The organism is Nocardioides marinquilinus (genome assembly GCF_039543705.1).
In the GTDB taxonomy this organism is placed as follows: Bacteria; Actinomycetota; Actinomycetes; order Propionibacteriales; family Nocardioidaceae; genus Nocardioides; species Nocardioides marinquilinus.
Map to the genome: position 1 here is coordinate 96,629 of NZ_BAABKG010000004.1, position 25,701 is coordinate 122,329.

General features: G+C 74.2%; 27 protein-coding genes. 13 read left to right on the top strand and 14 right to left on the bottom strand.

The window, feature by feature from the left end; all coding sequences use genetic code 11:
• Window position 1: 1 nt before the first annotated feature.
• On the bottom strand, window positions 2-1,300 hold the full coding sequence (locus ABEA04_RS15890) for a TolB-like translocation protein (RefSeq protein ID WP_345460665.1): 1,299 nt from the start codon (window positions 1,298-1,300) through the stop codon (window positions 2-4).
• A gap of 194 nt (window positions 1,301-1,494) precedes the next feature.
• On the opposite strand from ABEA04_RS15890, the gene ABEA04_RS15895 reads away from it, so the two are divergent.
• The 7 genes from ABEA04_RS15895 (at window position 1,495) to ABEA04_RS15925 (ending at window position 10,570) form a co-directional block, all read left to right on the top strand.
• Entirely contained in the window at window positions 1,495-1,656 is a 162-nt protein-coding gene (locus ABEA04_RS15895; RefSeq protein ID WP_345460668.1) for a hypothetical protein, read from the top strand.
• 10 nt (window positions 1,657-1,666) lie between these two features.
• Window positions 1,667-4,876 (top strand): ATP-binding protein, encoded by a 3,210-nt coding sequence (locus ABEA04_RS15900; protein WP_345460671.1) that lies wholly within the window; start codon window positions 1,667-1,669, stop codon window positions 4,874-4,876.
• 685 nt (window positions 4,877-5,561) lie between these two features.
• On the top strand, window positions 5,562-6,233 hold the full coding sequence (locus tag ABEA04_RS15905) for a hypothetical protein (protein ID WP_345460674.1): 672 nt from the start codon (window positions 5,562-5,564) through the stop codon (window positions 6,231-6,233).
• A gap of 47 nt (window positions 6,234-6,280) precedes the next feature.
• On the top strand, window positions 6,281-7,765 hold the full coding sequence (locus ABEA04_RS15910) for a hypothetical protein (protein WP_345460677.1): 1,485 nt from the start codon (window positions 6,281-6,283) through the stop codon (window positions 7,763-7,765).
• A gap of 98 nt (window positions 7,766-7,863) precedes the next feature.
• On the top strand, window positions 7,864-8,376 hold the full coding sequence (locus ABEA04_RS15915; protein WP_345460680.1) for a hypothetical protein: 513 nt from the start codon (window positions 7,864-7,866) through the stop codon (window positions 8,374-8,376).
• A 237-nt stretch (window positions 8,377-8,613) separates the two neighbouring features.
• Window positions 8,614-9,309 carry a hypothetical protein gene (locus ABEA04_RS15920; protein ID WP_345460682.1) on the top strand — a complete coding sequence of 232 codons (696 nt, stop codon included), beginning with the start codon at window positions 8,614-8,616 and terminating at the stop codon, window positions 9,307-9,309.
• 49 nt (window positions 9,310-9,358) lie between these two features.
• The gene (locus tag ABEA04_RS15925; RefSeq protein WP_345460684.1) at window positions 9,359-10,570 is read left to right on the top strand and encodes a cytochrome P450; all 1,212 of its coding nucleotides are present in this window, start codon (window positions 9,359-9,361) and stop codon (window positions 10,568-10,570) included.
• 6 nt (window positions 10,571-10,576) lie between these two features.
• On the opposite strand, the gene ABEA04_RS15930 is transcribed toward ABEA04_RS15925, so the two are convergent.
• Both ABEA04_RS15930 and ABEA04_RS15935 read right to left on the bottom strand, forming a co-directional pair.
• Entirely contained in the window at window positions 10,577-11,734 is a 1,158-nt protein-coding gene (locus ABEA04_RS15930) for an AMIN-like domain-containing (lipo)protein (RefSeq protein WP_345460687.1), read from the bottom strand.
• A gap of 324 nt (window positions 11,735-12,058) precedes the next feature.
• Window positions 12,059-12,967 carry an arginase family protein gene (locus tag ABEA04_RS15935; RefSeq protein WP_345460690.1) on the bottom strand — a complete coding sequence of 303 codons (909 nt, stop codon included), beginning with the start codon at window positions 12,965-12,967 and terminating at the stop codon, window positions 12,059-12,061.
• 92 nt (window positions 12,968-13,059) lie between these two features.
• Between ABEA04_RS15935 and ABEA04_RS15940 the strand changes: the two genes are divergently transcribed.
• Complete coding sequence (locus tag ABEA04_RS15940) at window positions 13,060-13,794, top strand: LLM class flavin-dependent oxidoreductase (protein WP_345460693.1); 735 nt, start codon at window positions 13,060-13,062, stop codon at window positions 13,792-13,794.
• A 27-nt stretch (window positions 13,795-13,821) separates the two neighbouring features.
• Here the strand turns inward: ABEA04_RS15940 and ABEA04_RS15945 are convergent, their stop codons facing one another.
• Genes ABEA04_RS15945 through ABEA04_RS15960 form a run of 4 tightly spaced genes read right to left on the bottom strand, consistent with a single transcriptional unit; the run spans window position 13,822 to window position 16,782 of the window.
• The gene (locus tag ABEA04_RS15945) at window positions 13,822-14,604 is read right to left on the bottom strand and encodes an alpha/beta hydrolase (protein WP_345460696.1); all 783 of its coding nucleotides are present in this window, start codon (window positions 14,602-14,604) and stop codon (window positions 13,822-13,824) included.
• Window positions 14,580-15,323, bottom strand: coding sequence for an SDR family oxidoreductase (locus ABEA04_RS15950; RefSeq protein WP_345460699.1), 744 nt, complete (start codon window positions 15,321-15,323; stop codon window positions 14,580-14,582). Before ABEA04_RS15950 ends, ABEA04_RS15945 begins: the two co-directional genes overlap by 25 nt.
• A gap of 28 nt (window positions 15,324-15,351) precedes the next feature.
• Window positions 15,352-15,741 carry a type II toxin-antitoxin system PemK/MazF family toxin gene (locus tag ABEA04_RS15955; protein ID WP_345460702.1) on the bottom strand — a complete coding sequence of 130 codons (390 nt, stop codon included), beginning with the start codon at window positions 15,739-15,741 and terminating at the stop codon, window positions 15,352-15,354.
• 30 nt (window positions 15,742-15,771) lie between these two features.
• Window positions 15,772-16,782 (bottom strand): S66 family peptidase, encoded by a 1,011-nt coding sequence (locus ABEA04_RS15960; RefSeq protein ID WP_345460705.1) that lies wholly within the window; start codon window positions 16,780-16,782, stop codon window positions 15,772-15,774.
• An 89-nt stretch (window positions 16,783-16,871) separates the two neighbouring features.
• Here ABEA04_RS15960 and ABEA04_RS15965 point away from each other — a divergent pair, with 89 nt between their 5' ends.
• Genes ABEA04_RS15965 through ABEA04_RS15975 form a run of 3 tightly spaced genes read left to right on the top strand, consistent with a single transcriptional unit; the run spans window position 16,872 to window position 18,516 of the window.
• Window positions 16,872-17,483, top strand: a complete 612-nt coding sequence (locus ABEA04_RS15965) for a sulfite oxidase-like oxidoreductase (protein WP_345460708.1) — start codon at window positions 16,872-16,874, stop codon at window positions 17,481-17,483.
• Window positions 17,484-17,485: 2 nt separating this feature from the next.
• On the top strand, window positions 17,486-18,226 hold the full coding sequence (locus ABEA04_RS15970; protein ID WP_345460711.1) for a ferredoxin reductase: 741 nt from the start codon (window positions 17,486-17,488) through the stop codon (window positions 18,224-18,226).
• A gap of 2 nt (window positions 18,227-18,228) precedes the next feature.
• Window positions 18,229-18,516 carry a DUF6510 family protein gene (locus tag ABEA04_RS15975; protein ID WP_345460714.1) on the top strand — a complete coding sequence of 96 codons (288 nt, stop codon included), beginning with the start codon at window positions 18,229-18,231 and terminating at the stop codon, window positions 18,514-18,516.
• A gap of 30 nt (window positions 18,517-18,546) precedes the next feature.
• Here the strand turns inward: ABEA04_RS15975 and ABEA04_RS15980 are convergent, their stop codons facing one another.
• The 3 genes from ABEA04_RS15980 to ABEA04_RS15990 all read right to left on the bottom strand — a co-directional run bounded on the left by ABEA04_RS15980 (window position 18,547) and on the right by ABEA04_RS15990 (window position 21,106).
• Window positions 18,547-19,410, bottom strand: coding sequence for a hypothetical protein (locus tag ABEA04_RS15980; protein ID WP_345460717.1), 864 nt, complete (start codon window positions 19,408-19,410; stop codon window positions 18,547-18,549).
• 815 nt (window positions 19,411-20,225) lie between these two features.
• Window positions 20,226-20,615 carry a hypothetical protein gene (locus tag ABEA04_RS15985; protein ID WP_345460720.1) on the bottom strand — a complete coding sequence of 130 codons (390 nt, stop codon included), beginning with the start codon at window positions 20,613-20,615 and terminating at the stop codon, window positions 20,226-20,228.
• A 179-nt stretch (window positions 20,616-20,794) separates the two neighbouring features.
• Entirely contained in the window at window positions 20,795-21,106 is a 312-nt protein-coding gene (locus ABEA04_RS15990) for a putative quinol monooxygenase (RefSeq protein WP_003941073.1), read from the bottom strand.
• A 108-nt stretch (window positions 21,107-21,214) separates the two neighbouring features.
• Here ABEA04_RS15990 and ABEA04_RS15995 point away from each other — a divergent pair, with 108 nt between their 5' ends.
• Entirely contained in the window at window positions 21,215-22,156 is a 942-nt protein-coding gene (locus ABEA04_RS15995) for a GlxA family transcriptional regulator (RefSeq protein ID WP_345460724.1), read from the top strand.
• Between the two features lie 4 nt (window positions 22,157-22,160).
• On the opposite strand, the gene ABEA04_RS23020 is transcribed toward ABEA04_RS15995, so the two are convergent.
• The 3 genes from ABEA04_RS23020 to glnA are packed head-to-tail and all read right to left on the bottom strand — an operon-like array spanning window position 22,161 to window position 24,648.
• A complete protein-coding gene (locus ABEA04_RS23020) occupies window positions 22,161-22,517 on the bottom strand; it encodes a DUF4192 family protein (protein WP_425577049.1) in 357 nt (118 codons plus the stop codon).
• Window positions 22,518-22,524: 7 nt separating this feature from the next.
• Window positions 22,525-23,199 carry a DUF4192 family protein gene (locus ABEA04_RS16000; RefSeq protein WP_345460727.1) on the bottom strand — a complete coding sequence of 225 codons (675 nt, stop codon included), beginning with the start codon at window positions 23,197-23,199 and terminating at the stop codon, window positions 22,525-22,527.
• 27 nt (window positions 23,200-23,226) lie between these two features.
• Entirely contained in the window at window positions 23,227-24,648 is a 1,422-nt protein-coding gene (gene glnA, locus ABEA04_RS16005; protein WP_345460730.1) for a type I glutamate--ammonia ligase, read from the bottom strand.
• A 156-nt stretch (window positions 24,649-24,804) separates the two neighbouring features.
• Here glnA and ABEA04_RS16010 point away from each other — a divergent pair, with 156 nt between their 5' ends.
• Window positions 24,805-25,239, top strand: coding sequence for an RDD family protein (locus ABEA04_RS16010; RefSeq protein ID WP_345460733.1), 435 nt, complete (start codon window positions 24,805-24,807; stop codon window positions 25,237-25,239).
• 6 nt (window positions 25,240-25,245) lie between these two features.
• On the opposite strand, the gene ABEA04_RS16015 is transcribed toward ABEA04_RS16010, so the two are convergent.
• Window positions 25,246-25,680 carry a MarR family winged helix-turn-helix transcriptional regulator gene (locus ABEA04_RS16015; protein ID WP_345460736.1) on the bottom strand — a complete coding sequence of 145 codons (435 nt, stop codon included), beginning with the start codon at window positions 25,678-25,680 and terminating at the stop codon, window positions 25,246-25,248.
• Window positions 25,681-25,701: the final 21 nt, after the last annotated feature.

The following is a 25,701-nucleotide window of genomic DNA, read 5'->3' on the forward strand; positions in this document are numbered from 1 at the left end:
CCTACCGGCCGACGCGCACCGCGGTGGACGTGACCGTGGTGGTGCCGCCGGCGCCCTTCGCGGTGACACGCACCGAGATCCGGTGGCCGGCGTCGCGGGACCCGACGCGGTAGGTCCTCGCCCGCGCGCCGGCGACGGGCCTGCCGTCGCGCAGCCAGGTGTAGGCGAGGGACGTCGTCCCCGGCGTCCAGCTGCCGGGCCGGGCGGTGAGGGTGCGGCCGGCCTTCGCGGTGCCGCTGATGCTCGGGCGCGTCACGACCTGCGGCGCCGGCACCGAGTACCGCGCCGCCGAGAACGACGGCTGCGAGCCGCGATCGATGGTCAGCACCGGCTGCACCCGCCAGTCACCGGGCTCGGGCTTGTAGGTGATGCCGGCCGCGGTGGTCCAGGCGAGCACGGCACCGTCGGCCGAGAACGCGGGACCCGACAGCGGCTCCTCGTTGGTCTCGGCGACCGGCGTCGGCACGCCGGGCCGGCCGGTGGAGGCCGAGCCGTTCACGCGCGACCACAGCACGCTGGTGTGGTCGCCCCACCCGCGGATCGAGGCGACGAACTGCCCGTCGCGCGAGACGGCCGGCTCGGTCAGCTCGCGTCCGGGCGAGCTAATCTGACTGTCGCGGAACCACTCGAAGCCGCCGGTGGTGCCGAGGTCGTGCAGCCGGACGACGGGGATCTGCCCGCCGCCCTGCACGGTGCGGTGGTCGCCGATCCAGCCGGGGGCGTCGCCGAACGTCGTCCCGAAGCGGGCAGGGTCGGTGACCTCGTCGACGCGGGTGTAGGCGGTCACCGAGCGCGTGTCGCAGTCGGCGGCGGGCGGGCAGCTGAACAGCGCGAAGGTGTAGGCGACCAGCGACCCGTCGGGCGAGATGGCGACGTCGGTGGGGGTGCCGTCGAGGCGCTCGCCGACCGAGCTCGTGAGAGCGGGCGGGTCGAGCCGGCGCAGCACGCGGCCGGCGGGGTTCATCACCACGATCCGCTCGTCGTGCGCGGCGACGACGGTGCCGTCGTCGGCCTGCGACGGCGAGAGCCACTGGTTGCCGAAGCTGCCGTCGGAGGTGAGCGGGCGCTGGACCGTGCCGTCGGCGCGCGCGATCCACACGTTGTAGTTGCGGACGAAGACGACGCTGCCGGACGGCGACGCCGCGGCCGGGGCCGCCGCGGCGGGGGACGGCGCGGTGGCGGCCTCGGCGGCGTCGGCGGCGTCGGCGGCGTGGACGGCGCCCGGCAGCGGGCCGGCGAGCGCGGCGGCGGCGAGGGTGAGTCCGGCGAACGCGGTGCCGGCACGGGAACGGACGAGCATGATGTCTCCTCGATGAGCGGGATGGTCGGGGGCCGACCGGGTGTCGGGCCGGACGCTAGGAACGCGCCCTTGCGGCGTCCTGACGCGCCGCTGCCCGAGCTGGGACGGCGTCGTCCGGGCGCGGTCAAGGAATGCGCAAGGTCGGGCTGCGACGGTGTGGGCTCCCACCACCCGATCCCCCCGGAGAGACCACGATGACCAGCGAGCACGTCCCGCCCACCGTCCCGCCCACCGTCCCGCCCACCGACCGCCCGACCCCGGCCGAGCGCCTGGCCATCGCGCTCGGCACCTCCCAGACCGTGCCCGCAGCGCCCGCCGAGCCGGTCGCCCCGCCCGAGCCCGTCGTCGCGGACTGAGGGGGCGCACGTGGAGCCGGAGGTCGAGGTCCTCGGACCGCTGCGCGTCCTGGTCGACGGCCGGCCGGCCGAGCTCGGCCCGGCCCGCCGGCGGACGCTGCTGGCGGCGCTGGCGCTCGAGCCCGGCCACGTCGTCGGCCTCGACCTGATCGCCGACCGCATCTGGGACGGCGAGCCCCCGGCCAACCCGGCGCCCACCGTGCACGCCTACGTCTCGCGGCTGCGGGCCAGCCTGCGCACCTTCGGCCCGGACGGCGCCGAGGTGCCGTCGGTGCTGGTGACCCGCGCGCCCGGCTACGCGCTCGACGTCCCGCGCCGCTCGCTCGACGCGCAGCGCTTCGTCGAGGACGTGCGCGAGGCCCGCGCCCTGGCCGCCGACGACCCCGCCCGCGCACGCACCCTCGTGCGCGGCACCCTCGCGCTGTGGCGCGGCGACGCCTACGCCGACGTCGCCGCCGAGTTCGCCCGCCGCGAGGCCGACCGGCTCGCGGGCCTCCGCCTCGACGCGCTCGAGCTGGCCGCGCAGGTCGACCTGTCCCTGGGACGCCACGAGTCACTGGTCGGCGAGGCCGGGGCGCTCGTCGCCGAGCACCCGCTGCGCGAGGGCCTGCAGCGCGCCTACCTGCTCGCGCTCTACCGCAGCGGCCGGCAGGCAGAGGCACTGCGCCACTACGCCGTCGTCCGCGAGCTCATGGCCGACGAGCTCGGCATCGACCCCGGCCCCGACCTGCGGGCGCTGCACGAGGCGATCCTGCGTCAGGACGCCGCCCTCGACCCACCCGCGGCGCCCGCCGGCGGGCTCACGGTCGCCGACGCCGCGCCGGCCCCGCCCGTGCGCGCCGACGTCGACTCCGCCGCCCCGACCGGCCCCCGGCTGGTCGGGCGCGAGCGTGAGCTCGCCCGCCTCGCCGAGGCCGTCGACCGCGCCGCCGCCGGCACCGCCACGCCCGTCGCGGTGGTGGGGGAGGCGGGGATCGGCAAGAGCCGGCTGCTCGAGGAGGCCGCCGGGCTCGCCGCACGCCGCGGCGCGCTGGTGGCGTGGGGCCGCTGCTGGCAGCACGAGGGCGCGCCGGTGCTGTGGCCGTGGCTGCAGGCCCTGGAGTCGCTGGTCGACCAGCTCGGCCGCGTCGACCCCGGAGCCCTCGACCGCGCGCTGGGCGGTCGCGGCGCGGGGGTCGCCGCGCTGGTGCCCGCGCTGGCCGACCGGACGCCGTCCGCCCCGCCCCCCGTGACGCCGTCCGACGGGGCCCAGCTCGTGCTCTACGCCGCGGTCGCGGCGTTCCTCGAGGCGGTGGCCGACGGGCAGACGGTCGTGATGCTGCTCGAGGACATGCACTGGGCCGACCCCGGCAGCCGCGAGCTCGCCGAGTACGTCGTCGGCCATGTGCGCAGCGCCCGGCTGGCGCTGGTGCTCACGGTGCGCTCGCCCACCGACGAGGCGGTGCGCACCGGCAGCGAGCTGCTCACCTCGCTCGCCCGCTCGGGCCGCGGTGAGCGGGTCGACCTCGGCGGCCTCGAGCCCGAGGCGGTGGCCGCCTACGTCGCCGACCGCACCGGCAGCCTGCCCGACCACGCGACGTCGTCCGCGCTGGCCGAGCGCACCGGCGGCAACCCGTTCTTCGTCGGCGAGCTGGTGCGGCTGCTGGTCACCGACGTCGCCCACCACGGCGACGACGCAGCACCGCTGGACGACGTCGTGCCCGACAGCATCCGCGACGTCATCGCACGTCGCCTCGACCGGCTGCCCGAGACCGACCGCACCGTGCTGCGCGTCGCCGCCGTGGTGGGCCGCACCTTCGACCTCGCGCTGCTCGAGGCGGCCTGCGGGCTCGACGAGGACGACGTCGACGAGGCCGTCGACCGCGCCACCGAGCTCGGCATCGTGGTCTCCGAGCCGGGCCGCATCGGACGTCACCGCTTCGTGCACGCGCTCACCCAGCAGACGCTGCTCGACGTCACCGGTCCCGCACGGCTGCGCCGGCTGCACACCCGCGTCGCACAGGCCCTGGAGGCACGCGGCGAGAACGTCACGCCGGAGCAGGCCGAGCGGCTCGCCTTCCATCTGGCCGCCTCCGGCAGCGAGGACGAGCTGGTGCGGGCCGTCGAGCTGAACCTCGACGCGGCGCGGGTCGCGCTGCTGCGCACCAACTTCCCCGAGGCCGAGTCGCTGCTGCTGCGCGCGCTCGAGCTGACCGCCCGCCTGCCGGGGGACCGGGGGGCGGGGCGCGAGCTGACGGTGCGGGTGCGGCTGTGGTCGCTGTACACCGCCACCTACGGGCCCGGTGCTCCCGGCGCGGCCGGCCAGCACGAGCGCGTCGTCGAGCTCATCCGGCGCCACGGCGGGGCGCGCGAGCTGCTCGCCGTCCACCAGGCGCAGTTCGCGCGGCTGATCTGGTTCGACGACCTCGACGGCGTCGCGAACCTGGTCGAGGAGATGGCCGGCGCCGCCGAGGCCGCCGACGACGACCTGATGCGGGTCGCCGCCCACCTGGCGCGCGCCCAGGGGCTGCTGCACCGTGGACGGCTGGCGGAGTCGGCCGCGGCGTTCGCCGAGATCACTGCGCTGGGCGGGCAGGCCATGCGGGGCGCGCCGTCCGGGGTCTTCCCGCTCGAGCCGCAGTGCGCCACGCTCGTCTATCGCAGCGTGGTCGAGCGGCTCGCCGGCGACCGCGCGGCGGCCACCGCGAGCCTCGACGAGCTCGACCGCCACCTGCCCCACGTGTCGGTCACCTCGGTCGCCTACTGCGACACCAACGCGAGCATCGGCCACGCGCTGGCCGACGAGCCGGTCGAGGCCCTCGCGCGGCTCCGCGCCGCGCGGGTGCTGGCCGAGCGGCACCGCTTCGTCGAGGCGCTGATGGTCATCGACCTCTTCGAGGCGTGGGCCCGCGAGCGGCTCGAGCCCGGCTCGGCGATGGCCGACCTGGACGCCGCCCTGTCCGCCCTCGCCGTCTTCCCCTCCCACGCGCACCGGCCGGCGATGCACGGGCTGCGGGCGCAGGTGCGTCTGGTCGCCGGCGACCTCGACGGCGCCGAGGCCGACCTCGACGCCGCCTCCGCCGCCCAGGACGCCACCGGCAACCGTCTCTTCGCCGCCCGCCTCCACACCCTCCGTGCCGACCTGTTCGAGGCCCGCGGCACCGACCCCGCCGCCGTCGCCGCCGAGCGCGAGACCGCCCACCGCGTCGCGGTCGAGCAGGGCACCCACGCCTTCGCCTGACCCGCACGCGACCACCGGCCGTCCGACGCCGACCTCCCCGCACGGACCCTGAGCCCGTCGAAGGACCCGACCGTCCCGCGCGGACGTTGGTGTGGACCATCCGAGGTCTCGACGACGGCCTCGCGCAGGGGCTCGGCCTGCTCGACCACCGGGTGGACGCCGACTCCGGTGGTTGAGCGTCGTCGAGACCACCGGCCCTCCGAGGCCAGCCCAGCCAGACGGACCCTGAGCTTGTCGAAGGGCACGGCCGTCCGCGCGAACGTTCGCGTCGACCTTCCGGGGTCTCGACAACGGCCTCGCGCAGACGCTCGGCCTGCTCGACCACCGGTGGACCCCGACTCCGGTGGTTGAGCGTCGTCGAAACCACCGGCCCTCCGAGGCCAGCCCAGCCAGACGGACCCTGAGCTTGTAAAAGGGCACGGCCGTCCGCGCGAACGTTCGCGTTGACTTTCCGGGGTCTCGACGACGGCCTCGCGCAGACGCTCGGCCTGCTCGACCACCGGGTGGACGCCGACTCCGGTGGTTGAGCAGCGAGGAACGAGCGTCGTCGAAACCACCGGCCCTCCGAGGCCGGCCCTTGTGCGGGCTTGCGTCGCGCTGACCCGGTCGGGCGTCAGGTCGGGGCAAGGCGGTCTTCCTAGCTTCCTCCTCGTCACGAACCCACCCCGACGAGAAGGACCCACCGATGACCACCCTGACCACCGACCCGCTGACCCCCACGACCACACCGGACGACGCGCCCAGCCGGCTGCTGCCCCGCCTCGGCGGCGTGTGCCTGGCCCTGGCGCCGATCGTCTTCACCGCCGGCCTGGCCACCGCACCCCACCAGGACGACCTGACCTCGGCCGGCTACGTCGCCTCGCTGGCCGACCACCCGACGCAGGCCGCCCTGTCGGCCAACCTGCTCCACTACTCCTGGTTCTTCTTCGCCTTCGGCCTGCTGGCCGTGATCGGCCTGGTGCGTGGACGCCGCGGCCGGGGGCTCACCACGGTCGCCGCCGTCGCCGGCGCCGCGGCCGCCATCCAGATCTCCGGCCTGCTGATGGTCGACTTCTTCGTCGCCGACCTCGGCAGCCGGATCGGCGTCGAGGAGACGGTCGCGGTCCAGGACGACCTCGGCGTCTCGGTCGCCGTCTGGCTGTTCTCCGGGCAGGTCGTGCTGCTGCTGATCCCGCTGACGTTCATCGGCCTGGCCCGCGCCCGCGTCATCAGCTGGTGGCTCGCCCCGCTGCCCCTGGCCGCCTTCGCGATCGGCGCCGTGGGCCTGCCCGCCGCGATCGCCGTCCCCGTCGGCCTCGCGTGCTGGGCGCCCCTGTTCGTCGCCGCCCACCGCCTCGTCACCGGCCCGCGCCGGTGAGGCGCCTGCTCCACCACCCCCGACCCGCACCCACCAGCGTGAGACCCATGAGCACCCTCACCCGCCGGCTCGCCGCCGGCGTCCTCACCGCGCTGGCGGTGCCGGCGCTCGCCCTGCCCCACGCCGCCGCCGAGACGGTCGGCGGACCGGGGGACGACGGCCCCGTCGGCCCCACGCCGCAGGTGACCGTCACCGTGCCCGACGCCACCGACGGCTGGTTTGCCGACAGCGTCGAGGTCGGCATCTCGGTCACCACCCTCGACGAGCTCGCGCCGTCGGGCTGGACCCTGCGCCACGGCGGCCAGGTGGTCGCCTCCGGCGCCGTCGACGAGTCCGGCGCCCGGATCGAGGTGACCGCCGAGGGCATCTCGCAGCTCACCTACAGCGTCAACGGGTCGGGCGGCGGCCACCGCGAGGGCAGTGTCACCGTGCAGGTCGACGCCACCGACCCGGCGGTCGCCTTCGACCGCACCGACCCCGTCACCCTGTCCGTCGGCGGCCACCAGCTGGTCGGCTTCGACTGCACCGACGTGCTCTCCGGCGCCCGGTCGTGCCTGAGCGGCCGCGGCGGCTCGCCCGCACTGCTCGACACCGCCACCCGCGGCCGCCACGTGCTCACCGTGACCGCCACCGACGTCGCCGGCAACACCGCCACCCGGCAGTACGCCTACGACGTCGTCGCGGACGACGTCACCGCCCCGACCCTGGAGGCCACCGTCAGCAGCGGCCAGCGCCAGGGCGCGTGGTGGACGACGCCCGTCGGCGTCCGCGTCACCGCGGAGGACCCCCTGGTCGACCACGAGACCCGCACCGGCGTGCACCACACCGACCTCGACCTCGACGGCGTGGTCAGCTCGCAGCAGACCGACCGGCGCGACGTGCTGGTCGGCGAGGGACGCCACGTGCTCAGGTGGGCGGCGGCCGACCGCGCGGGCAACGCCAGCGGCGTCGGGTCGATGCAGGTCGACGTCGACACCACGCGTCCCGTCGTCGACGTCGCCTACCCGCGCCCGGGCCAGCGCCTGACGACGACCTCGCGGCCGGTGCCGACCTTCACCTGCGACGACGCCGTCTCGGGCGTCGTCTCGTGCGCGGCGCTGCGGGACGGCGACGCGCACCGCGGCGGACTGCCGCAGCTCGACCTGACCCCGGGCCGGCACATGCTGGTGGTGCAGGCCACCGACGCCGCCGGCTGGCTGACCCGGGCCGAGGTCCGCTACGTGGTCGCCGCGGCCCCGGTCCGCTCGACCACGACGCTGTCGAGGGTCACGGCCTTACGCGCCGGCCGAGGGAGCGCCCGGGTGCAGATCGTCGCCGGCCGCGCCCCGCGCGGGAAGGTCGTCGTCACCGACGGCACCCGCACGATCGCCACCGTGGTCGTGCCCCGCCGCGCCGCGCACGCCGGCCGGACGACGTTCACCCTGGCCCTGCCGAGGCTGGCCGCCGGCCGGCACGTGCTGCGGGCGACCTACCTGGGTGCCGCCGACGTCCGTCGCTCGGCGAGCCGCGCCGTGGTGGTGCGGGTGCGCTGACCCGCCCGCCCCGCCACCCTCCCCCCGAGCACCCCGGGGGACCGCCACCGGTCCCCCGGGGTGTAGACCCGTCCGGGCCGAGGCGGTCGGGTGGAGCGATGAGCACCGTCATCTGGATCGTCGTCGCAGTCGTCGTCGTGCTGGCCCTCGTCGCCCTCGTGGTCGTCCTGCAGCGCAAGCGCGACCGGCGCGCGAACGAGCAGCGGCTGGCCGAGTCCGACCAGCTGCGCGGCCGCGCCGCCGAGCAGCAGGTCAGCGCCGACCGCACCGAGCAGCAGGCCGCCCAGGCCGAGGCCCGGGCCGAGCAGGCCCGGGCTGCGGCGCAGCGTGCCGAGCAGGAGGCCGAGGCCCGCCGCCAGGAGGCCCAGCGCGAGCGTGCCGAGCAGGAGGACCTGGTGCGCGAGGCCGACGCCCTCGACCCGCGGGTCGACCACACCGCCGACGACTACCACCCCGTCACCGGACCCGACATGAAGGGCGGCTCGGCCGACGGGACGGCGGCCGGCACCCCGGCCACCCCGGCCACCCCGGCCGACCCGGCCACGCGGCCGGTGTCCGAGCCGGTCACCGACCCGGCGCACGGCGCCACCCCGGGTCGCACCGACGCCTGAGCGACACCGGCGGCTCGGCGGGCCACGTGTCTCGAGCCCGCCGAGCCTGCACGCCGGCACGGGGATCCACCGCGGCGCCGTGTACCTCTGCGGTACCCCTTGGCGCGGTCCTGAACCGGTCGTGGTCGGACGCCGGGGCCAGACATGGCCCGTTCGGGCCATGGGCGGCGGGCCCGGCGAGGCCCATGCTCGTCGCGAACGGGGGTCTGCCCCGCCGCCTCGAACGAAGGACCTGCCGTGCCGCACCGCCTCCTCCGCCAGCCGGGCGCGGCCCTGCTGGCCCTCGGTCTCGCCGTCGGCGGTGGTGCGTCCTACGCCGCCGCCCAGCTGCCGAAGGACAGCGTCAAGGCGTTCCAGATCGCCCCGAACGCCGTCGGCGCCAGCGAGCTGGCGACCGGAGCCGTGAGCGGGGTCGACGTCCGCGACGGCAGCATCGGCCTGGCCGACCTGAGCCCGGGTGCCCGGCCCGGCCCGGCCGTGCAGCAGTTCGGCACGACCGGCTACGGCGCGACGTGCAGCGACGACGACGAGAACGGCGAGGTGTGCGCGTCGCTGCAGATCAAGCTCAAGGCACTGAGCACGCTCACCATCCAGGCCCGGTCGGGCTGGGGCACCGCGGCGTTCGACGACACCATCGGACCCGGCGCCGGTTCCGACTCGACGGCCGCGACCGGTGGCTACTGCCAGATCGTGGTCGACGGCAACGTCATCCCCAGCACCGACGTCCACGTCGGCGAGAGCCGCGCCGCCGCGGGTGGGCCACGGGTGCTCTACAGCGCCGACGGCTACTACACCGGCACCCTCACCACCAGTGCCTTCGTCGTCGACAGCGCCGCCGCGACGCACACCGTCCAGCTGCGCTGCACCGAGGTCGACGGCGACGTCGACTGGACCCGGGCCGCGATCACCGTCGTCGCCGTGCCCTCGACCTGACCGCCGGCCCCGCCGGCCTCGCCGACCGCGCCGTGCCAGGCTGGGCCGCGTGAGCCACGTGACGGGTGTCGACGCGCCGCCGTCCTTCGACCTCTCCGACCCGGGGTTCGACGTCACCTCGCCGCCGGTGCACCGCGCGCGCGAGCGCGACTGGTACGTCGAGACGAACTGGGGCTGGGCGGTCCTGCGCCACGCCGAGGCGGGGGCGCTGCTGCGCGACCGGCGGTTCCGGCAGGGCAACGCGCGGTGGCCGGAGCAGAACGGCATCCACTCCGGCCTGTTCCACGACTGGTGGGCCGAGACCCTGCTCAGCCTCGAGGGCGACGACCACGCCCGCATCCGGCGGCTGCTGGTGCCGGCGTTCCGCAAGCGCACCATCGAGGCGATGCGACCGCGGTTCCAGGCCCTCGCGCTCGAGCTGGTCGAGGCGTTCGCCGCGCGTGGCACCGTCGAGCTGGTCTCGGAGTTCGCCGAGCCGTACGCCGCCCGCATCATCTGCGTCCTCCTCGGCCTGCCCGAGGACCACTGGCGCCAGGTCGCCCACTGGGCCGACGACCTCGGCGCCTCGTTCTCCATCGACGTCGGCAACCAGGTGCCGCGCATCGAGGCGGCGCTCGACGGGCTGCTCGGCTACGTCGACGAGGTGGTCGCCGACCGCACCGCGCACCCGCGCGACGACCTCGTCAGCGACCTCGTGCGCGCCACCACCGAGGGTGACCGGCTCTCACGGGACGAGCTCGGCGTCGCCCTCGTCTTCCTCGCCTTCGCCGGCATGGAGACCACCCGCAACCAGCTCGCCCTCGCCGTGCAGACGCTGCTGCGCCACCCCGACCAGTGGCGTCTGCTGGCGCAGCGACCCGAGCTGGGCGGCAACGCCGTCGAGGAGGTGATGCGGGTCAACCCCACCGTCACCTGGATCACCCGCGAGGCCGTCGAGGACGTCGACCTGTTCGGTCTGCACGTGCCCCGCGGTGGCATCGTGCAGGTGCTCTCGCACAGCGCCGGCACCGACCCCCACGCCATGCCCGACCCCGCCTTCGACATCACCGAGGAGCGCCCCCCGCACCACGGGTTCGGCGCCGGCGTCCACCACTGCCTCGGGCACTTCGTCGCCCGCACCGACATGGCCGTGGCGCTGCCGCTGCTGGCGCAGTGGCTGCCGGCCGCCGAGCCCGACGGCCCCGGCGAGTGGCTGCCCGTCTCGGGCAACACCGGGGCCGTGCGGTTCCCGATCCGCTTCACGCCCCGGGCGGCGGGCTGAGGCGGCTCAGTCGTCGTGCTGCACGTCGACGACGAGGCGCGTCGGGTTGCTGAGCGTGAAGACCCGGAACGGCGTGCGGTCGTCGAGACCGGCGAACAGCTGGGTGTAGCCCTCGAACGTGCCGCCGAAGAAGACCTCCTCGACGTTGCCGTCGCCGGCCGGACGCAGCCGGCGGGGGCCGTCGTAGTACCGCGACTCCGGGAGGAACGTGGTGTAGGAGGTGAAGACCTGCAGCACCGTGTCGCCCTGGAGCCTCACGACGCGGCCGCTGCCCTCCTGCACGGCCCGCGGGCGGTAGTCGACGGTCCACCCGGGCCGGCCGCGGCCGGTGAACTCGACGACGACGCGGTCGAAGCCGTCGTTCTCGGCGACCCGGACGTCGACCGGCAGCAGCTGCGTGCGCGGCGCGGGATCGGCCGACTGGCGCCGCGTGCCGGCCGGGAACGGCGGCAGGTCGGCGGCGGGAGTGGCGGGCTCGGCGGGGGCGCCGTCGTCGTCGCTGCGGGCGACGTCCACGACGAGCCGCGTCGGTGAGGTGAGGGTGAAGACCCGGAAGGGCGCGCGGTCGCCCTCGACGCCGGCGTAGAGCGCGGTGTAGCCCTCGAAGGTGCCGCCGACGTAGACCTCGTCGACGTTGCCGTCGCCCTCGGGGTCGATGCGGGTCGGGCCGTCGTAGTAGTCGGGTGCGGGCCAGGTGGTGCTGTCGGCGACGACCTGCAGGTAGGACTCGCCGTCGAGGTCGATGGCCTTGCCGCTGCCCTCCTGCACCGGCTCGTCGACGTACTCGACGCCCCAGCCGGGCGTGCCGGTGCCGCTGAACTCCATGACGATGCGGTCGTAGCCCGCGTTCTCGGCGGCGCGCACGTCGGTGAGCACCAGGTTCGCGCCCTGCGAGGCCTTCCCCTCCTGGCGGCTCGTGCCGACGGCGGGCGCCTCGGTGGGCGTGTCACCGGACTGGTCGGGGGCGGCCGACGAGGTGGCCGAGGCGGCCGGGGTGGCCGGGTCACCGGCGGGCTCGTCGGACGCCGCGGGCGCGACGTCGCGCGTGCGACCCGAGCCGGGGTCGGCGTCGTCCGCCTCGGTGGTGCCGCCGTCGGAGCCGCAGCCCGCGAGCAGGGCGAGGGAGGTGAGGGCGGCGAGGATCGTGGAGGTGGTGCGGCGCATCGGTCGGCCTCTCGTCGTCGAGGTCAGCAGGGGGGTCACACAGGGGAGGACGCCTGACCGCCGCCGTCGGTTGACACGTCGGCCCTCGGCGCCCCGGCGGCCCCACGGACCCTGAGCCCGTCGAAGGGCTCCACGACCGCGCCAGCACGGGACGCCCCGACGATGGTCGAGGTGCGAGGAGGCTCGCCCGTGACCGGCCTCGCACCTCGACCATCGTTGGGGTTGCGACTCCGGTGGTCGAGCAGCGACGAACGAGCGTCGTCGAGACCGCCGGCCCTCGACGCCCGGGCCCGCCCGCGGACCCTGAGCTCGTCGAAGGGCACCTCACGACGTCGTCAGAGCGGCGACCACGACGTCGACGAACCGGCTCAGCGCGTCGGGGTCGGACTCGGCGTGCGCCGGGTCGAGCTGGCCGATCGAGAGGCCCCGGCAGTCGGGACGCCGCAGCAGCGCGGCCAGCGCGAGGCCCAGCTGCTCGACCGTGGGGCCGCGGTTGCGGCCGTTGACGTTCTCGGCGAGCGGCGCGTCCATGAAGTCGAGGACGTCGACGTCGACGTGCACCGTGAACGGCCCCGCGCCGAGGTGGCCGAGCGCCTCGGTGGCGGCGTCCGCGGGGGCGTCGACCAGCCGCTGCTGCGGCACGACCGCGACGCCGAGCGCCTCGACCTGCTCCCGCTCGAACGCGGTGGTCTGCTCGAGCTCGACACCGAGGTGGACGACGTCCTCGGGCCGCAGCAGGGGAGAGTCGCCGAACGCGCCGACCAGCTCGGGCGCGGCGCCGTCGACGCCGAGCGCGTGGGCCATGCCCATCCAGCTCAGCGACCCCTCCTCGGTGCTCTCGGGCGTGTTCAGGTCGAGGTGGCGGTCGAGGTAGACCAGCCGCGGCCGCTCGCCCCGCCGCACGAACGCGCCGCACAGCCCGAGCGCGACGACGCAGCTGCCGCCCAGCACGAGCACCCGTGCGTCCGGCCCGAGGCGGTCCGCGACGGCGTCCGCGGTCTCGCGCACCGCCGCGACCTCGTCGTCGAGGTTCTGCACCCGCGGGCGCACGCGGTCGGGCCGCCACCGCCGCTCGGTGAGGTCGCCGGCGTCGTGCACCTCGACGCCCGCCGCCTCGAGCCGCGCGACCAGCCCGGCCGCCCGCAGCGCGGCCGGTGCGCGCTCGACGCCGACGCAGTAGGCGCCGGCGCTGTCGGGGACGCCGAGCACGGAGACCCGTCGAGTGTTCGCCATGCGAACAGTCAACCCGAGCCCACCGACATCGCGGACGCCCGCTGAGCGTGCTCCTGCGGCGGAGTGTCGGCGGCGGCGAGCAGGGTGCTCGCATGAGGTACGGACTGGACATCACGCCGGCCGGCGCGTGGGGCCGACCCGACCAGATCGCCGAGCTGGCCGCGCTGGCCGAGGCGCACGGCTGGGACGGTGTCTTCTGCGAGGACTACCTCGCCTTCCCGGGCGGGCTGCCCACCTACGACGTCTGGGCGACGCTCGCGCTGGTCGCCCAGGCCACGACGCGCGTCGTCCTCGGCACGCTGGTGACCCCGCTGCCGGCGCGCCACCCACCGACGCTCGCGCTCCAGGCGCGCACGGTCGCCGCGCTCTCCGGCGGCCGGGTCGTCCTCGGGGTCGGCTCGGGTGACCCCCTCGGCGACCCGGCGCTGACCGAGGCCGTCTCGCGGAGCGACCTCACCGAGGCGGCCCTGGCCACGATCCGGGAGGCGGCCCCGAGCGTGCCGATCTGGGTCGGCGGCGCCGTCACGAAGCGACGGCCACGAGCCCGGGCGCTGCGCTGGGACGGTGCGTGCCTCTACCGGGTGCCGCCGCCGGACTGGGAGGACCTCACCCCGGACGACGTCGCGGCGCTGCGGGAGGACGCCGCTCGCGAGTCGTTCGTGATCGCCGTCGGCGGGCGCCAGCGGCGCAGCGACCTGGCGGGCGAACGGCGCTACGTCGCCGCGCTCGCCGACGCGGGCGCGGACTGGTGGCACGAGTACCTGCCTCCCCGCCTGACGGCGGAGGAGGCGCGACGGCGGATCCTGGACGGGCCCGTCGCGCCGTGAGCCGCGCCCGGCCGACCACACCTGCGCTCAGACCTCGTCGAGCCGCCCGGCGAGCGCGTCGGCGACGGTGACCCACACGTCGGGGTCGAGGCCGAGGGCGGTGTGGGTCGAGCGCACCTCGACGTGGCGCACGCGCGGCGAGCGGGTGTCGAGGCAGGCGCGCCAGTCGACGATGGCGTCGCGACGGGTGTAGATCGCGGTGATCGGCGCACGGATGGGGTCCTCGCGGTCGAGCTCGCGGCCGAGCTGCTCGATGCGGTCGCCCTCCTGCGCGCCCCACAGCCGCGCGACGACGGTGTGGCTCGGGCCGCCGACGACGGGCGTGCCGTAGGTGATGACCTGGGTGACGCGGTCGGGCAGCGCGCGGGCGACCTCGCGGGCCACGACCCCGCCGAGGCTCCAGCCGAGCAGGGCCACGGGGCCGCCGTCCGGGTCGGCGTCGAGGCGCTCGACGAGCCGCTGCGCGTCGCGCTCGGGGCGCCCGCGGTTGGTGCCCAGGCCCCACGGGCGGACGTCGTACCCGAGCCGGCGCAGCCAGGCCCGCATCGCCACGTTGCTGGCCTCGGGCGCCAGCCAGCCGGGCAGGTCGATGACGGTGGGGGCGTCGTCCGGCGCCCGTGGTGCGCGGGCGAGCCAGGGCGCGGCGCGCAGCAGCCGGGCCACCTGCAGGACGCCGGCCGCCTCGGTCACGAGCCCGGCCGGGCGGGGCGCCCGGGCCATGGCGGGGTCGCCCGGCGGCGTCGGCTGGTGGCGCGGCGCGGGACGGCCGAACAGCGCGTCGCGGTTCACGCGGGCTCCGCCGCGAGCCACGCGGCGAAGGTCTGGCGGCCCCGGCCGGGCCCGCCGGTCGTGAGTGCGCCGGACCGCATCGCGCGGCCGGCCGCGCCCGGCAGCCGGGCCTCGACCACGCGTCGTCCGAGGTGCTTGTGGTCGTTCACCTGCCGGGCGAGGTCGGCCAGGCGGTGCACCTCGGGACCGGCCAGGTCGGGCGCGCGTCCGCTCGGCCCCTGCTCGGCGAGCTCGACCAGCGCCGCCGCCACCTCGCGGGCGGCGATCGGCTGGGTGCGCATCGCCGGCACGACCGAGACCGGACCGAGCCGCACGAACCCCAGCGCCTGCTCGGCGAACTCGTGGAACTGCGCCGCCCGCAGGATCGTCGACGGCACCGGCCCGGCCGTCGCCGTCGTCTCCTGCAGCAGCTTGCCGCGGTAGTAGCCCGTCGGCACGCGGTCGATGCCGACGATCGAGAGCACCACGTGGTGCGCGCACCCGACCTCCCGCTCGGCCTCGGTCAGGTGCGTGGTCGTGGTGCGGAAGAAGGCCTCGGCCTCGGCCCGCTTCTGCGTCGCGACGTTCAGCACGTCGACCACCGCCTCGCACCCCTCGAGGCGCTCGCGCAGCCCCTCGCCACCGAGCACGTCGGCCCCGGCCGACCGCGACAGGACGACGACCTCGTGCCCCCGCTGCTCGGCCTCCCGGACGACGTGCCTCCCGACCACACCCGTGCCCCCGGCCACCGCGATCTTCATGACCACCGACCCTCTCCGTAACGGTCCGTCACCAGCCGAGCACCTGCCGGGCCGCGGCCACCACCGCGTCGAAGCGCGGCCGGTCGAGGGCGGCGCCCTCGCGGCGCACGGCCGACGGGTCCATCGTGATCACCCGGTCGAGGCGCACCTCGCTCGGCCGGCCCTCGGGGTCCCACGCCCCAGGGCCGAGGTCGAACCACTCCTGACCCGGCCGCGGCTCGTCGACGTGCCCCGCGCCGACGTGGTCCTTGCTCGACAGCATCAGCGTGAGCAGCGCGTCGTCCTGCCGGGCCAGCACGAGCACCGGCCGGTCCTTGCCCTGGCTCGGGTCGTCCTCGTAGGGCACCCAGCCCCACACGACCTCGCCCGGGTCGGCGTCACCGTCGGCCTGCGGCTCGTAGCTGATGGTCGGGCCCATGCCGCCACCCTAGGACGGGCACCTGCCGCCCTACCGGTGCTCCTGCACGATCTCGCGGACGTCGCCGTCGACCGTGACCGTCGCGACCGCGCCCTGCACGAGCGGCAGGTGTGGCGGCACGTGCCCGATCTCGACGTCGAGCACGAGCGGCAGCCCGGTGGGCCCGAGGGCGTCGAGGACGGCGTCCCGCTGGGTGAGCGTGTCGGTCGGCGGGGCGTTGGTGCGGCCGACCAGCACTGCCCGCGCGTGCTCGAACCAGCCGGCCAGGCGCAGCCCGTGCAGGTTGCGGCAGATGGTGGCGGCGTCGTCCCCGGCGGCCTCGACGAACACGACGAGCCCGTCGTCGGCGTGCGCGCGCCCGAACGCGGCGACGTCGCCGTAGGGGGTGCCGGCGAGGTTGCACAGCGTCTCGACGCATCCGCCGACCAGCCGGCCGCTGACGTGCAGCGACTCGGCGCCATGCAGCGACCAGCGGCCGGTGCCGACGTGCTTCCACTCCGTGGCGTGCGGGTCCTCCGCGAAGCGCCACCAGTCGGCCACCAGCCCCGAGTCGCGCTGCCGGTGCGGACCCGCCGACGACGCGACCGCGAGCCACGGCAGCAGCCCGGCGGGCGGTGCGATCGGGGTGTCGGCGAGGTTGTCGCCGTGCAGCGTGGCCCACCCGAGCCGCGTGGTGATCGGCAGCAGCAGCGTCGAGATGTCGGAGTAGCCCACCACCCACGTCGGCTCGGCCGCCGCCAGCGCGTCCCAGTCGAGCCGGTCGAGCACGTCGATCGCGGTCTCCCCGCCCCACGGCGGGACGACGGCCCTCACGTCGGGGTCGCACAGCATCGCCGTCAGCTCGGCCGCCCGATCCTCGACCGGCGCCGAGGTCACCCCGCCCCCGACCAGGCACTCACCGACGCGGACGTCGTAGCCGGCCCGCCGCAGCCACTCGACGCAGAACTCGATCCGCTCGACCCCCGCGCCCTCGACCCCCGCCGACGGCGCGGTCACGCCGATCGTGTCGCCGGGCTGCAGCAGGGCGGGGTAGCGGATCACGACAGCATTCTCCGACGGGTCGGGCCGAGGGCTGCGCGCCGCACCCCAGGTGTGGAAGCCTGCACCGAGGGCGAGCGAGGGGAGTGGCGATGGGTGTCGTCAGCCGAGGCTTCGGCAGTCGCAGGGACGACGACGGCGGGCGCCCGCTGCCGCCCGGCCAGTACCTCACCGAGGACTTCCCGGTGCTGTCGGCCGGACCGACGCAGGTGGTCGACACCGACCGGTGGCGGCTCGACGTCCGGGACGTCGACGGCTCGACGCACTCGATCGACTGGGCCGGGCTGATGGCCCTGCCGAGCGAGGAGGTCACCGTCGACCTGCACTGCGTCACGCGGTGGAGCAAGCACGACACCACCTGGCGCGGGGTGTCGGTCGAGGTCCTGCTCGACTCCCTGCTCGAGGAGGAGACCGAGGCCGAGTTCGCCCTGGTGCGGTGCTACGGCGACTACACCACCAACCTCCCGCTGGAGGACCTGCTCGACGGCAAGGCCTGGATCGCCTACGAGTACGACGGCGACGAGCTGCGTGCCGAGCACGGCGGCCCCGCCCGGTTGCTGGTGCCCCACCTCTACCTGTGGAAGTCGGCCAAGTGGGTCAACGGCATCGAGCTGCGCCAAGACGACGAGCCGGGCTTCTGGGAGACCCTGGGCTACCACGAGTACGGCGACCCGTGGCTCGAGCAGCGCTACAGCGGCGACTGACGGTGCGCCGCACCAGCACGCCGTGGCTGCGCGCCCGGGTGGCGTCCGCGTGGCTCGAGACCCGCACCGCGCGCACGCTCGTGCTCGACGTGCCGGGCTGGCCGGGGCACGACGCGGGCCAGCACCTCGACGTCCGCCTCACGGCCGAGGACGGCTACCAGGCGCAGCGCAGCTACTCCATCGCCTCCGCCTCGGCCACCGACCGCGTCGAGCTCACCGTGCAGAAGGTGCCCCGGGGCGAGGTCTCGTCGTACCTGGTCGACGTCGCCCGCGAGGGCGACGAGCTCGAGGTGCGCGGGCCGGTCGGCGGCTGGTTCCGCTGGACCCCGGACGACGAGCGGGCGGTCAGTCTGGTCGCCGGCGGCTCGGGCGTGGTGCCCGTGATGGCGATGCTCCGCGCGCGGCAGCAGGCGGGCTCGACGGCGCCCTTCCACCTGCTCTACTCGACCCGCACGCCCGACCACGTCATCTACGCCGACGAGCTCTACCGGATCGCCACCTCGGGCACCGGCGTCGAGATCGCCTACGTCTTCACCCGCGGTGGCCTGCCGGACGACGTCCGCGCACCCGGCCGGCTCACCGCCGCCGACGTCGCGGCCGTCGAGGCGAGCATCGGGCGCCCCGGTCGGGTCTTCGTCTGCGGCCCGAACCCCTTCGTCGAGACCGCGACCCGACTCTTCCTCGACGCGGGCCACCCCGCCTCGATCGTGCGCACCGAGCGCTTCGGACCCACAGGAGGATGACCATGGACGACGAGCGTGTGCTGGACGGCAACGTCCTCGCCGGCGACCTGGGCGCCGTCTTCACCGCCGAGATGACCTCGGCGACGGTCACCTGCGCGGGCTGCGGCGACGCCGGCGCGCTGGCGCAGGCGGTGGCCTACGTCGACGCCCCCGGCACCGTGCTCCGCTGCCGCGGCTGCGAGGGCGTGCTCGCCCGCGTCGTGCGCACGCGCGACGAGGTGTGGCTCGAGCTACGAGGCATCCGGTCGATCCGCGTCCCGGCGCCGACGGTCGGGGCCTCGCCGGCCTGACCGCGGCCCGGCCGCTCGTCGGGACCGGTCTCACGCGCCGCGGCGGGGCAGGGGTGGTGAGGTCTCGAGGGCGTGGCCCGAGCGCGGGCGGAGTCTGGACGAGCGCCCCTCGACCTGGGCGCGCCGGCGCTCGCCCCGCACGGTGCGGGTGATGAACAGGTCGGGGCCGAACGGGACGACCACCACGGGGTCGCCGTCAAGCGAGCCGGTGACCCAGACCGAGGCGTTGCCGTCGAGCACGGCCGAGAGCGCGCTGGACGGGCCGTCCTCGTCGAGCAGGACCCGGGTGTCATCGCCGGCGACCAGCGCCCAGCGGTGCTCCGTGGACGACCCGCTCGGGGCCTCGCCCGACAGCTCGACCCACGACCGGTGCTGCAACCGACCCTCGTAGGGTCGCCACGAACCGCCCAGCTGCGCGCGGACCCGACGCGCCCGCGCGACCGAGCGGACGTCGTCCCCCCACGCGAGGAGGAACGACACCACCGCGACCAGTCCCGACAGCACGAGGAGCACGACCGCCGCCGTCGCCGGTCGCCCGTCCGCGGTCGCGACGACGACCACAAGGACGCCGGCCGCGACGAACGCGACGAGCGCGATCGCCAGCTCGATCGACGCCGTACGACGCTGCGCCCACCAGCGCTGCCACGCCTCCTGAACGACCGCAGGACTCATCTCGGGTCCGGTGCCGGCGGCGACGCCCTCCGCGCCCGGCCGCGCCGGGCGCACGTCGTACAGGCGCCCGCCGTCCGAGCCCGGTGCGTAGGCCGCCGCGACCGCGCCCGAGGCGTCGGTGCACAGCCAGAGCGGACCGGTCCCGCGGACGACGTCGTCGAGCAGCTCGCAGCCGTCGGCGGTCTCGATCGTCGCCAGCAGCACCGAGTCCCCGCCCAGCACCAGCTACCGGTGGCCGGACGGCGCGGTCTCGTCGCACCGGACCCCGCCCTCGTGCAGGGTCCACGGGCGTGCGGCCAGCAGCGCACCCATCCGCCGCGCGGGCTCGGCGCCGCGATGGTGCCCCGCCGGAGCGAGGGGCCTACCCATCCGAGCCCCGAGATGACCACCGTCAGGCCCACGACCCACGCCCAGGCACGTCCGGTGGCGAGACTGACCACCAGGAGGGTCAGACCGCCGACCACCACGACCGTCCCGACCGCGACGACCCCGAGGCCCTCCTTGCGCTCCTCGCACCAGTCGTCGTACGCCGCGCGGGTCGACCGGTCGTCCAGTGCCGCACCCGGAGGCGGCCTCAGCCCGCTCCGGTCGTTCGTCACGACCGTCATGATGGCGATCGCGGCCCCGTCGCGGGCCGGAACGGACGTGACGGTCCGATGACGGCCCCGCTCCTGTCCCGGTCCTGCCCCGTAACGCCGAGACGCCGCCGCCCGACCCGCAGGTCGGACGACGGCGTCCCGTGTGGCCGTGAGGCTCAGATGTCGTAGTACTGACACGGGACCGGTTCTGACCTGCGCAAACAGTGCATCTCGCGCCGCCTGGGCCGCACGTGGGCCGCACAGCGTTGGCAACGGGCAGAAGGTGCCGCGGTCGGGTTCACCCTTTTCGAACGTGTGCGGCTCGGACGATCGGCGACATTCCGTTGGTCGCGGGAGAGTACCTAGTCCAGGGGCGGTGCCGTCAGTCGAAGTCCCCACATCAAGCGCTCGCTCATGCCGATGAGCGGTCGCGGCGTGAAGACCCGATCGGCGTCGGCACTAGGCGATCTGAACCTCGACCAGGTGCCAGTTGCGTGGGCTGGCCGCCACGAGCGTTTCCCCGAGCGGCCGCCTGACGAGCAGGTGCCGGAACGACTTCAAGCCGTCCCCGAAGGTCTCCGGTGAGGCGATCAGATCCGACTCCGCGACCACAGCGCTGGCCACAATCGGTGCATCACCCTCGCTGATCGGTAGCCACTTCCAGCGGCCGCAGGTCTCGCAGGTCGAGCCTGTCCTGTCGTCCGAGTACTTGCTGTGCCGGGTCTGTACCGCGAAGGCTAGGTCCTCGTGGCGGTGCCACGGTTCAACCATCTGCGTGGGAAGAATCTGCCGAGAACCCGTAGCGCCCGAGCGTGGCTTGCGCACCTCTCCGAGGTCGACCGTGAACACGGCTCCGCCCGATACCGACGTCGCTCTCCTCGGCGACGGACCCCTCGCCGGCTGAGCGCTCGCGGCCGGCATCCTGTCCGTGTGCCGATAGGCCTCGCACCGCTCGGCAACGCAGCGTGGCGTTGCGTCGCGACCTGGCGACGGCTCGGCGGGGCGCGATCGTCTCGTGCGTTGGCGGACTACGGGAGCTTGGACGCGAGGACGTCGGCCGCCAGGATCTCGGGTGCTGCGCCGAGGAGGTGCTGGTTGGCCATCAGGGCTGCGACGATGGCGCCGTTGGCGTGGGCGTCGCGAGCGGCCTCGTCGGGGAATGCATCGAAGATCCAGAAGGTGTCGGCGTGGGTCCTGACCGCGAACCAGACAATCGTTCCTACTTCTTCGTTGGCGAGCGCGACAGCGCCGGCGAGCAGATCGGCGAGCGCGTCGTGCTGTCCATCGGCCGCGACGATCTTGGCGACGAAGGCATACGGAAGTGATGCGGGTGTGGACATGAGGGGTTCTCCTAGGTGTCGAGGTTTCGTGGTGAAGCGAGTTCAGCGTATGGCGAGCAAGGGCATGTGAGAAGTGGCGTATACGGCAGTATTGCTATTGTTCGCGCCATGCGTATCGGACTGATCGCGATCGACGGCTGCTTCGGTTCGGCTGTCGCGTCGGTCATCGACATCGTGCGGGTGGCCGACGGAGCCCGCGGCGATGTCGACCCGCGGATCGACCCGATCGAACTCGCCATCCTCGGACCGAAACGGAGAGTGACCACGACGGCATCGATGACCCTGTCGGTGGACCACCCGCTGTCGGAGTCCGCAGAGTTCGACGTGGTCGTCGTCCCTGCGCTTGGAACCCTCACGGCCGCCGCTACCAACGACGCCCTCCAGAGCAGAGATGCTCGTTCGGTCATCGACTCGCTCGGGCGCCTCGACGACGCGACCACCCGGATCGCCGCGGCGTGCACCGGCGTGTTCGCTGTCGCCGAGACCGGACGGATGCATCATCGGCGGGCGACGACCAGCTGGTTCCTGGGGCCGGAGTTCCTGAAGCGCTATCCGACCATCGCCCTCGATCTCGACACCATGGTCGTGGTCGACGGGAACCTCGTCACCGCCGGCGCCGCGTTCGCCCATATCGACCTCGCGCTCTCACTCGTGCGATCGATCAGCCCCGACCTCGCCCAACATGTCGCCAAGCTCCTCATCATCGACGAGCGTCCGTCGCAGGCGGCCTTCGTCGCCTACGAACATCTCCGGCACGAGGACCCGATCGTCGTCGAGTTCGAACGCTTCGTGCGCGCCCGCCTGGACGAACCGTTCAACGTCGCCTTCGTCGCGCAGTCGCTCGGCACCAGCCGGCGCACCCTCGAACGACGAGTCCGTGCGGCGCTCAACCTCACTCCGCTCGGCTTCGTCCAACGGCTTCGCATCGAACGAGCTCGGCACCTCTCAGCAACCACGGACCTCACCTCCGCAGAGATCGCGCTACGGGTCGGCTACGCGAACGCCGAGACTCTGCGCTCCCTCCTGCGTAGGGAGCGACGCCGTTCCTGACCTATCACCATGCCTGTAGCCGGTGTCCTAGAGCTCGATTGGAGCCACCTCTCAGCACGTCGCGTCGACGCTCCTGCGTCGCCCCTGGACGACCCACTCGACACCAGGCCAGTGCTCCGTGGCCGCTGAGCCAGCTCGCGAAGCCGAGCAGTGACGCTGGGGCTGCGCGGACGTCGTCGGGTGCCCGCTTGGTCAGATCCGTCCAGAGCGCGACGTGGGAGCTGGCGTTGCTCCGGTTCATGTCGAGCCACAGTTGGTCTCGAATGGTGATGGATTCGACGGTGACGAGCAGGCGGGCCGTGTCGGTGTCCGAGAGCCGTACACCGTCACGATGGAACTGCTGCATCCGGCTGCGCGCCAGCGCCCCTCTAACTTGGCGGTGCTTTCGCGCGCCGCATCGCGCGTTTCCGGTAGCAGGTCGGCGACAGGGGTCCGGTCGCCGACCAGGGACTCCGCGAGTGAGTCGCGGCGGCCGGCTGGGCTCGGCCGGTCAGGACCGTCGCGGCGGCGATCCGGTCCGGGGCGTCCTCGGTCTGGAGGCCCATGTCGCCGGTGTCGAGGTCGGCCCACCGGGTCTCGTCGGCCCACAGCGTGACGCGGGTGTCGATGCCGATGGAGTCCAACCGGGCCGCGAACTCGTGACCGACGTCGGTGGCCGTTTCGCGGTCGGAGGTGAGGCAGACGATGGCGAGGCTCGAGCCGGGCTGGGCGTGGCGGACGTAGGCGTCGCGGATGGACTTCCAGACGACCTCGCGGTCGTGCGGTGTGGTGGGTAGGTCGACGCGCGCCGTCGGCAGTTCGGAGCTCATCGGCAGGAAGACGAGCGACCCCTCGGGCTTGAAACCGAGCAGGTGCGGGATGACCGCGATCAGCTCGTCGGGGGAGCGGACGGAGAGTGTCATACCCGCTAGGTGTGACACCTCGACCGGTGCTGGGCGGCCGAGTCTGGGGCCGCACTGGGGCCGCAGAACAACGAAAAACGGCCTCTGACGCTGGAAGACGCTGAAAGACGTTTTCCCAGGCCAGAGGCCGTTTTCGACCACTACTGATAGGGGGCGAAAACCCTCAGATCAGATGTCGTAGTACAGCTCGAACTCGTGCGGGTGGGGGCGCAGCTGCACGGGGGCGATCTCCTGGGTGCGCTTGTAGTCGATCCAGGTCTCGATCAGGTCGGGGGTGAACACGTTGCCCTGGGTGAGGAAATCGTGGTCGGCCTCGAGGGCGTCGAGCACCGCGTTGAGCGAGGTGGGGACCTGGTCGATCTCGGCCATCTCGTCCGGCGGCAGCTCGTAGATGTCCTTGTCGATCGGGGCGGCGGGCTCGACCTTGTTCTTGATGCCGTCGAGGCCGGCGAGCATCAGCGCCGAGAACGCGAGGTAGGGGTTCGCCGACGGGTCGGGGAAGCGGGCCTCGATGCGCTTGGCCTTCGGGTTCGAGCCGGTGATCGGGATGCGCACGGACGCCGAGCGGTTGCGCGAGGAGTACACGAGCGAGATCGGGGCCTCGAAGCCGGGCACCAGGCGGTGGTAGGAGTTCACCGTCGGGTTGGTGAAGGCCAGCAGCGACGCGGCGTGCTTGAGGATGCCGCCGATGTACCAGCGCGCCGTGTCGGACAGACCGCCGTAGCCGGTCTCGTCGTAGAACAGCGGCGTGCCGTCCTGCCACAGCGACTGGTGCACGTGCATGCCCGAGCCGTTGTCACCGAAGATCGGCTTCGGCATGAAGGTGACGGTGCGGCCGGCGGCCCAGGCGGTGTTCTTGATGAGGTACTTGAACTTCATCACGTCGTCCGCGGCCTTGAGCAGCGTGTCGAAGCGGTAGTTGATCTCGGCCTGGCCGGCAGTGCCGACCTCGTGGTGGGCCCGCTCGACCTGAAGCCCGCACAGCTCGAGGTTCTTGACCATGTCGGCGCGCAGGTCGCTGTAGTGGTCGTAGGGCTCGACGGGGAAGTAGCCGCCCTTGAGGCGGGTCTTGTAGCCGCGGTTGTCGTCGCCGTCCTTGCCCGAGTTCCACCACCCCTCCTCGGAGTCGATGTGGTAGTACCCGGCGTTGACGTCGGTGGAGTACCGCACGTTGTCGAAGATGTAGAACTCGGCCTCGGGGGCGAAGTACGCCGTGTCGGCGATGCCCGTCGTCGAGAGGTAGGCCAGCGCCTTGCGGGCGATGTTGCGCGGGTCGCGCGAGTAGGGCTCGCCCGTGATCGGGTCGTGGATGAAGAAGTTGACGTTGAGCGTCTTGGACTTGCGGAACGGGTCGACGTAGGCGGTGGTCACGTCGGGGAACAGCGACATGTCCGACTCGTTGATCGCCTGGAAGCCGCGGATAGAGGAGCCGTCGAAGCCGAGACCGTCCTCGAAGACGCTCTGGTCGAACGACGAGACCGGCACCGTGAAGTGCTGCATGATGCCCGGCAGGTCGCAGAAGCGGACGTCGACCATCTCGACGCCCTCGTCCTTGATGAAGGCGAGCAGCTCTTCGCTGTTGCTGAACATGGGTCTCCTCTGGGGACGGCGGGGTCCGGCGCACGGACGCGTCGGGATGCCCGCAACGGTCGCAACGGGCAATTTCTCGACCGTATCGGGATTGTTTCCCCCGTGTAACAGGTGCCCGGACGTCGTCCGCGTGACCTCCGCTCCTAGGCTGGCGGCGTGGTGCAACCGGCGGAGGCGGGCTTCGAGACGGCGTCGTGGCCCCGTCGGTTCGCCGCGATCCTCGTCGACTGGATCGCCTCGACGCTGGTCGTGGTGGCCTTCGTCGGCGTCGACGAGTACCTCGACCCCGGCAGCCCGGCGAGCTTCTTCGTGCTGGTCGTCTTCGTGCTCGAGTCGGCCGTGCTGACCTGGCTGCTGGCCGGCTCCTTCGGCAAGATCGCCACCGGTCTGCGCGTGGTGCCCGCCGACGGCCGGCTGCGACCGATCAGCCCGCTGCGCTTCCTGGTGCGGCAGGTGCTCGTGGCGCTCGTCGTCCCGCCGCTGGTCTTCAAGCCCGACGGGCGCGGCCTGCACGACCTCGCCGCCGACACCGCCACCGTGCGGCGTCCGGTCTTCGACGAGATGCTCGCGCGGGCCCGCTCGCGGCGGTAGCCGCCGCTACTGCGCCGGCGGCTCGTCGGCTGCGCGCCGCACCGCCGCGGCCGCCGCGCGCAGGAACCGGACGACGACCGCGCGCTCGTCGTCGGTGAGGTCGGCGTCGATCGCCGAGAGCGCGTCGAGCATCGGCCGCAGGTAGCCGAGCATCTCGGCGCGCCCGGAGTCGGTGACGTGCACCTCGAGCCGGCGCCGGTCGGTGGGGTGCGGACGCCGCTCGACGTGCGCGCGCCGCTCGAGCCGGTCGACGACCCCCGTGGACGCCGCCGTGCTCACCTCGAGCAGCCCGGCCAGCTCGCCCGGGGCGGCGGGGGTCTCGACGAGGTGCTCGAGGGCGGCCAGCTCGGTGCGGTTCAGGCCCGCGCGGCGTCCGATGGCGTGGGAGAGGTGGGTACTGGCGGTGACGAGCTCGCGGACGGCGACCAGCGTCTCGGGCACCGGGGGTGACCCCTCCGGAGG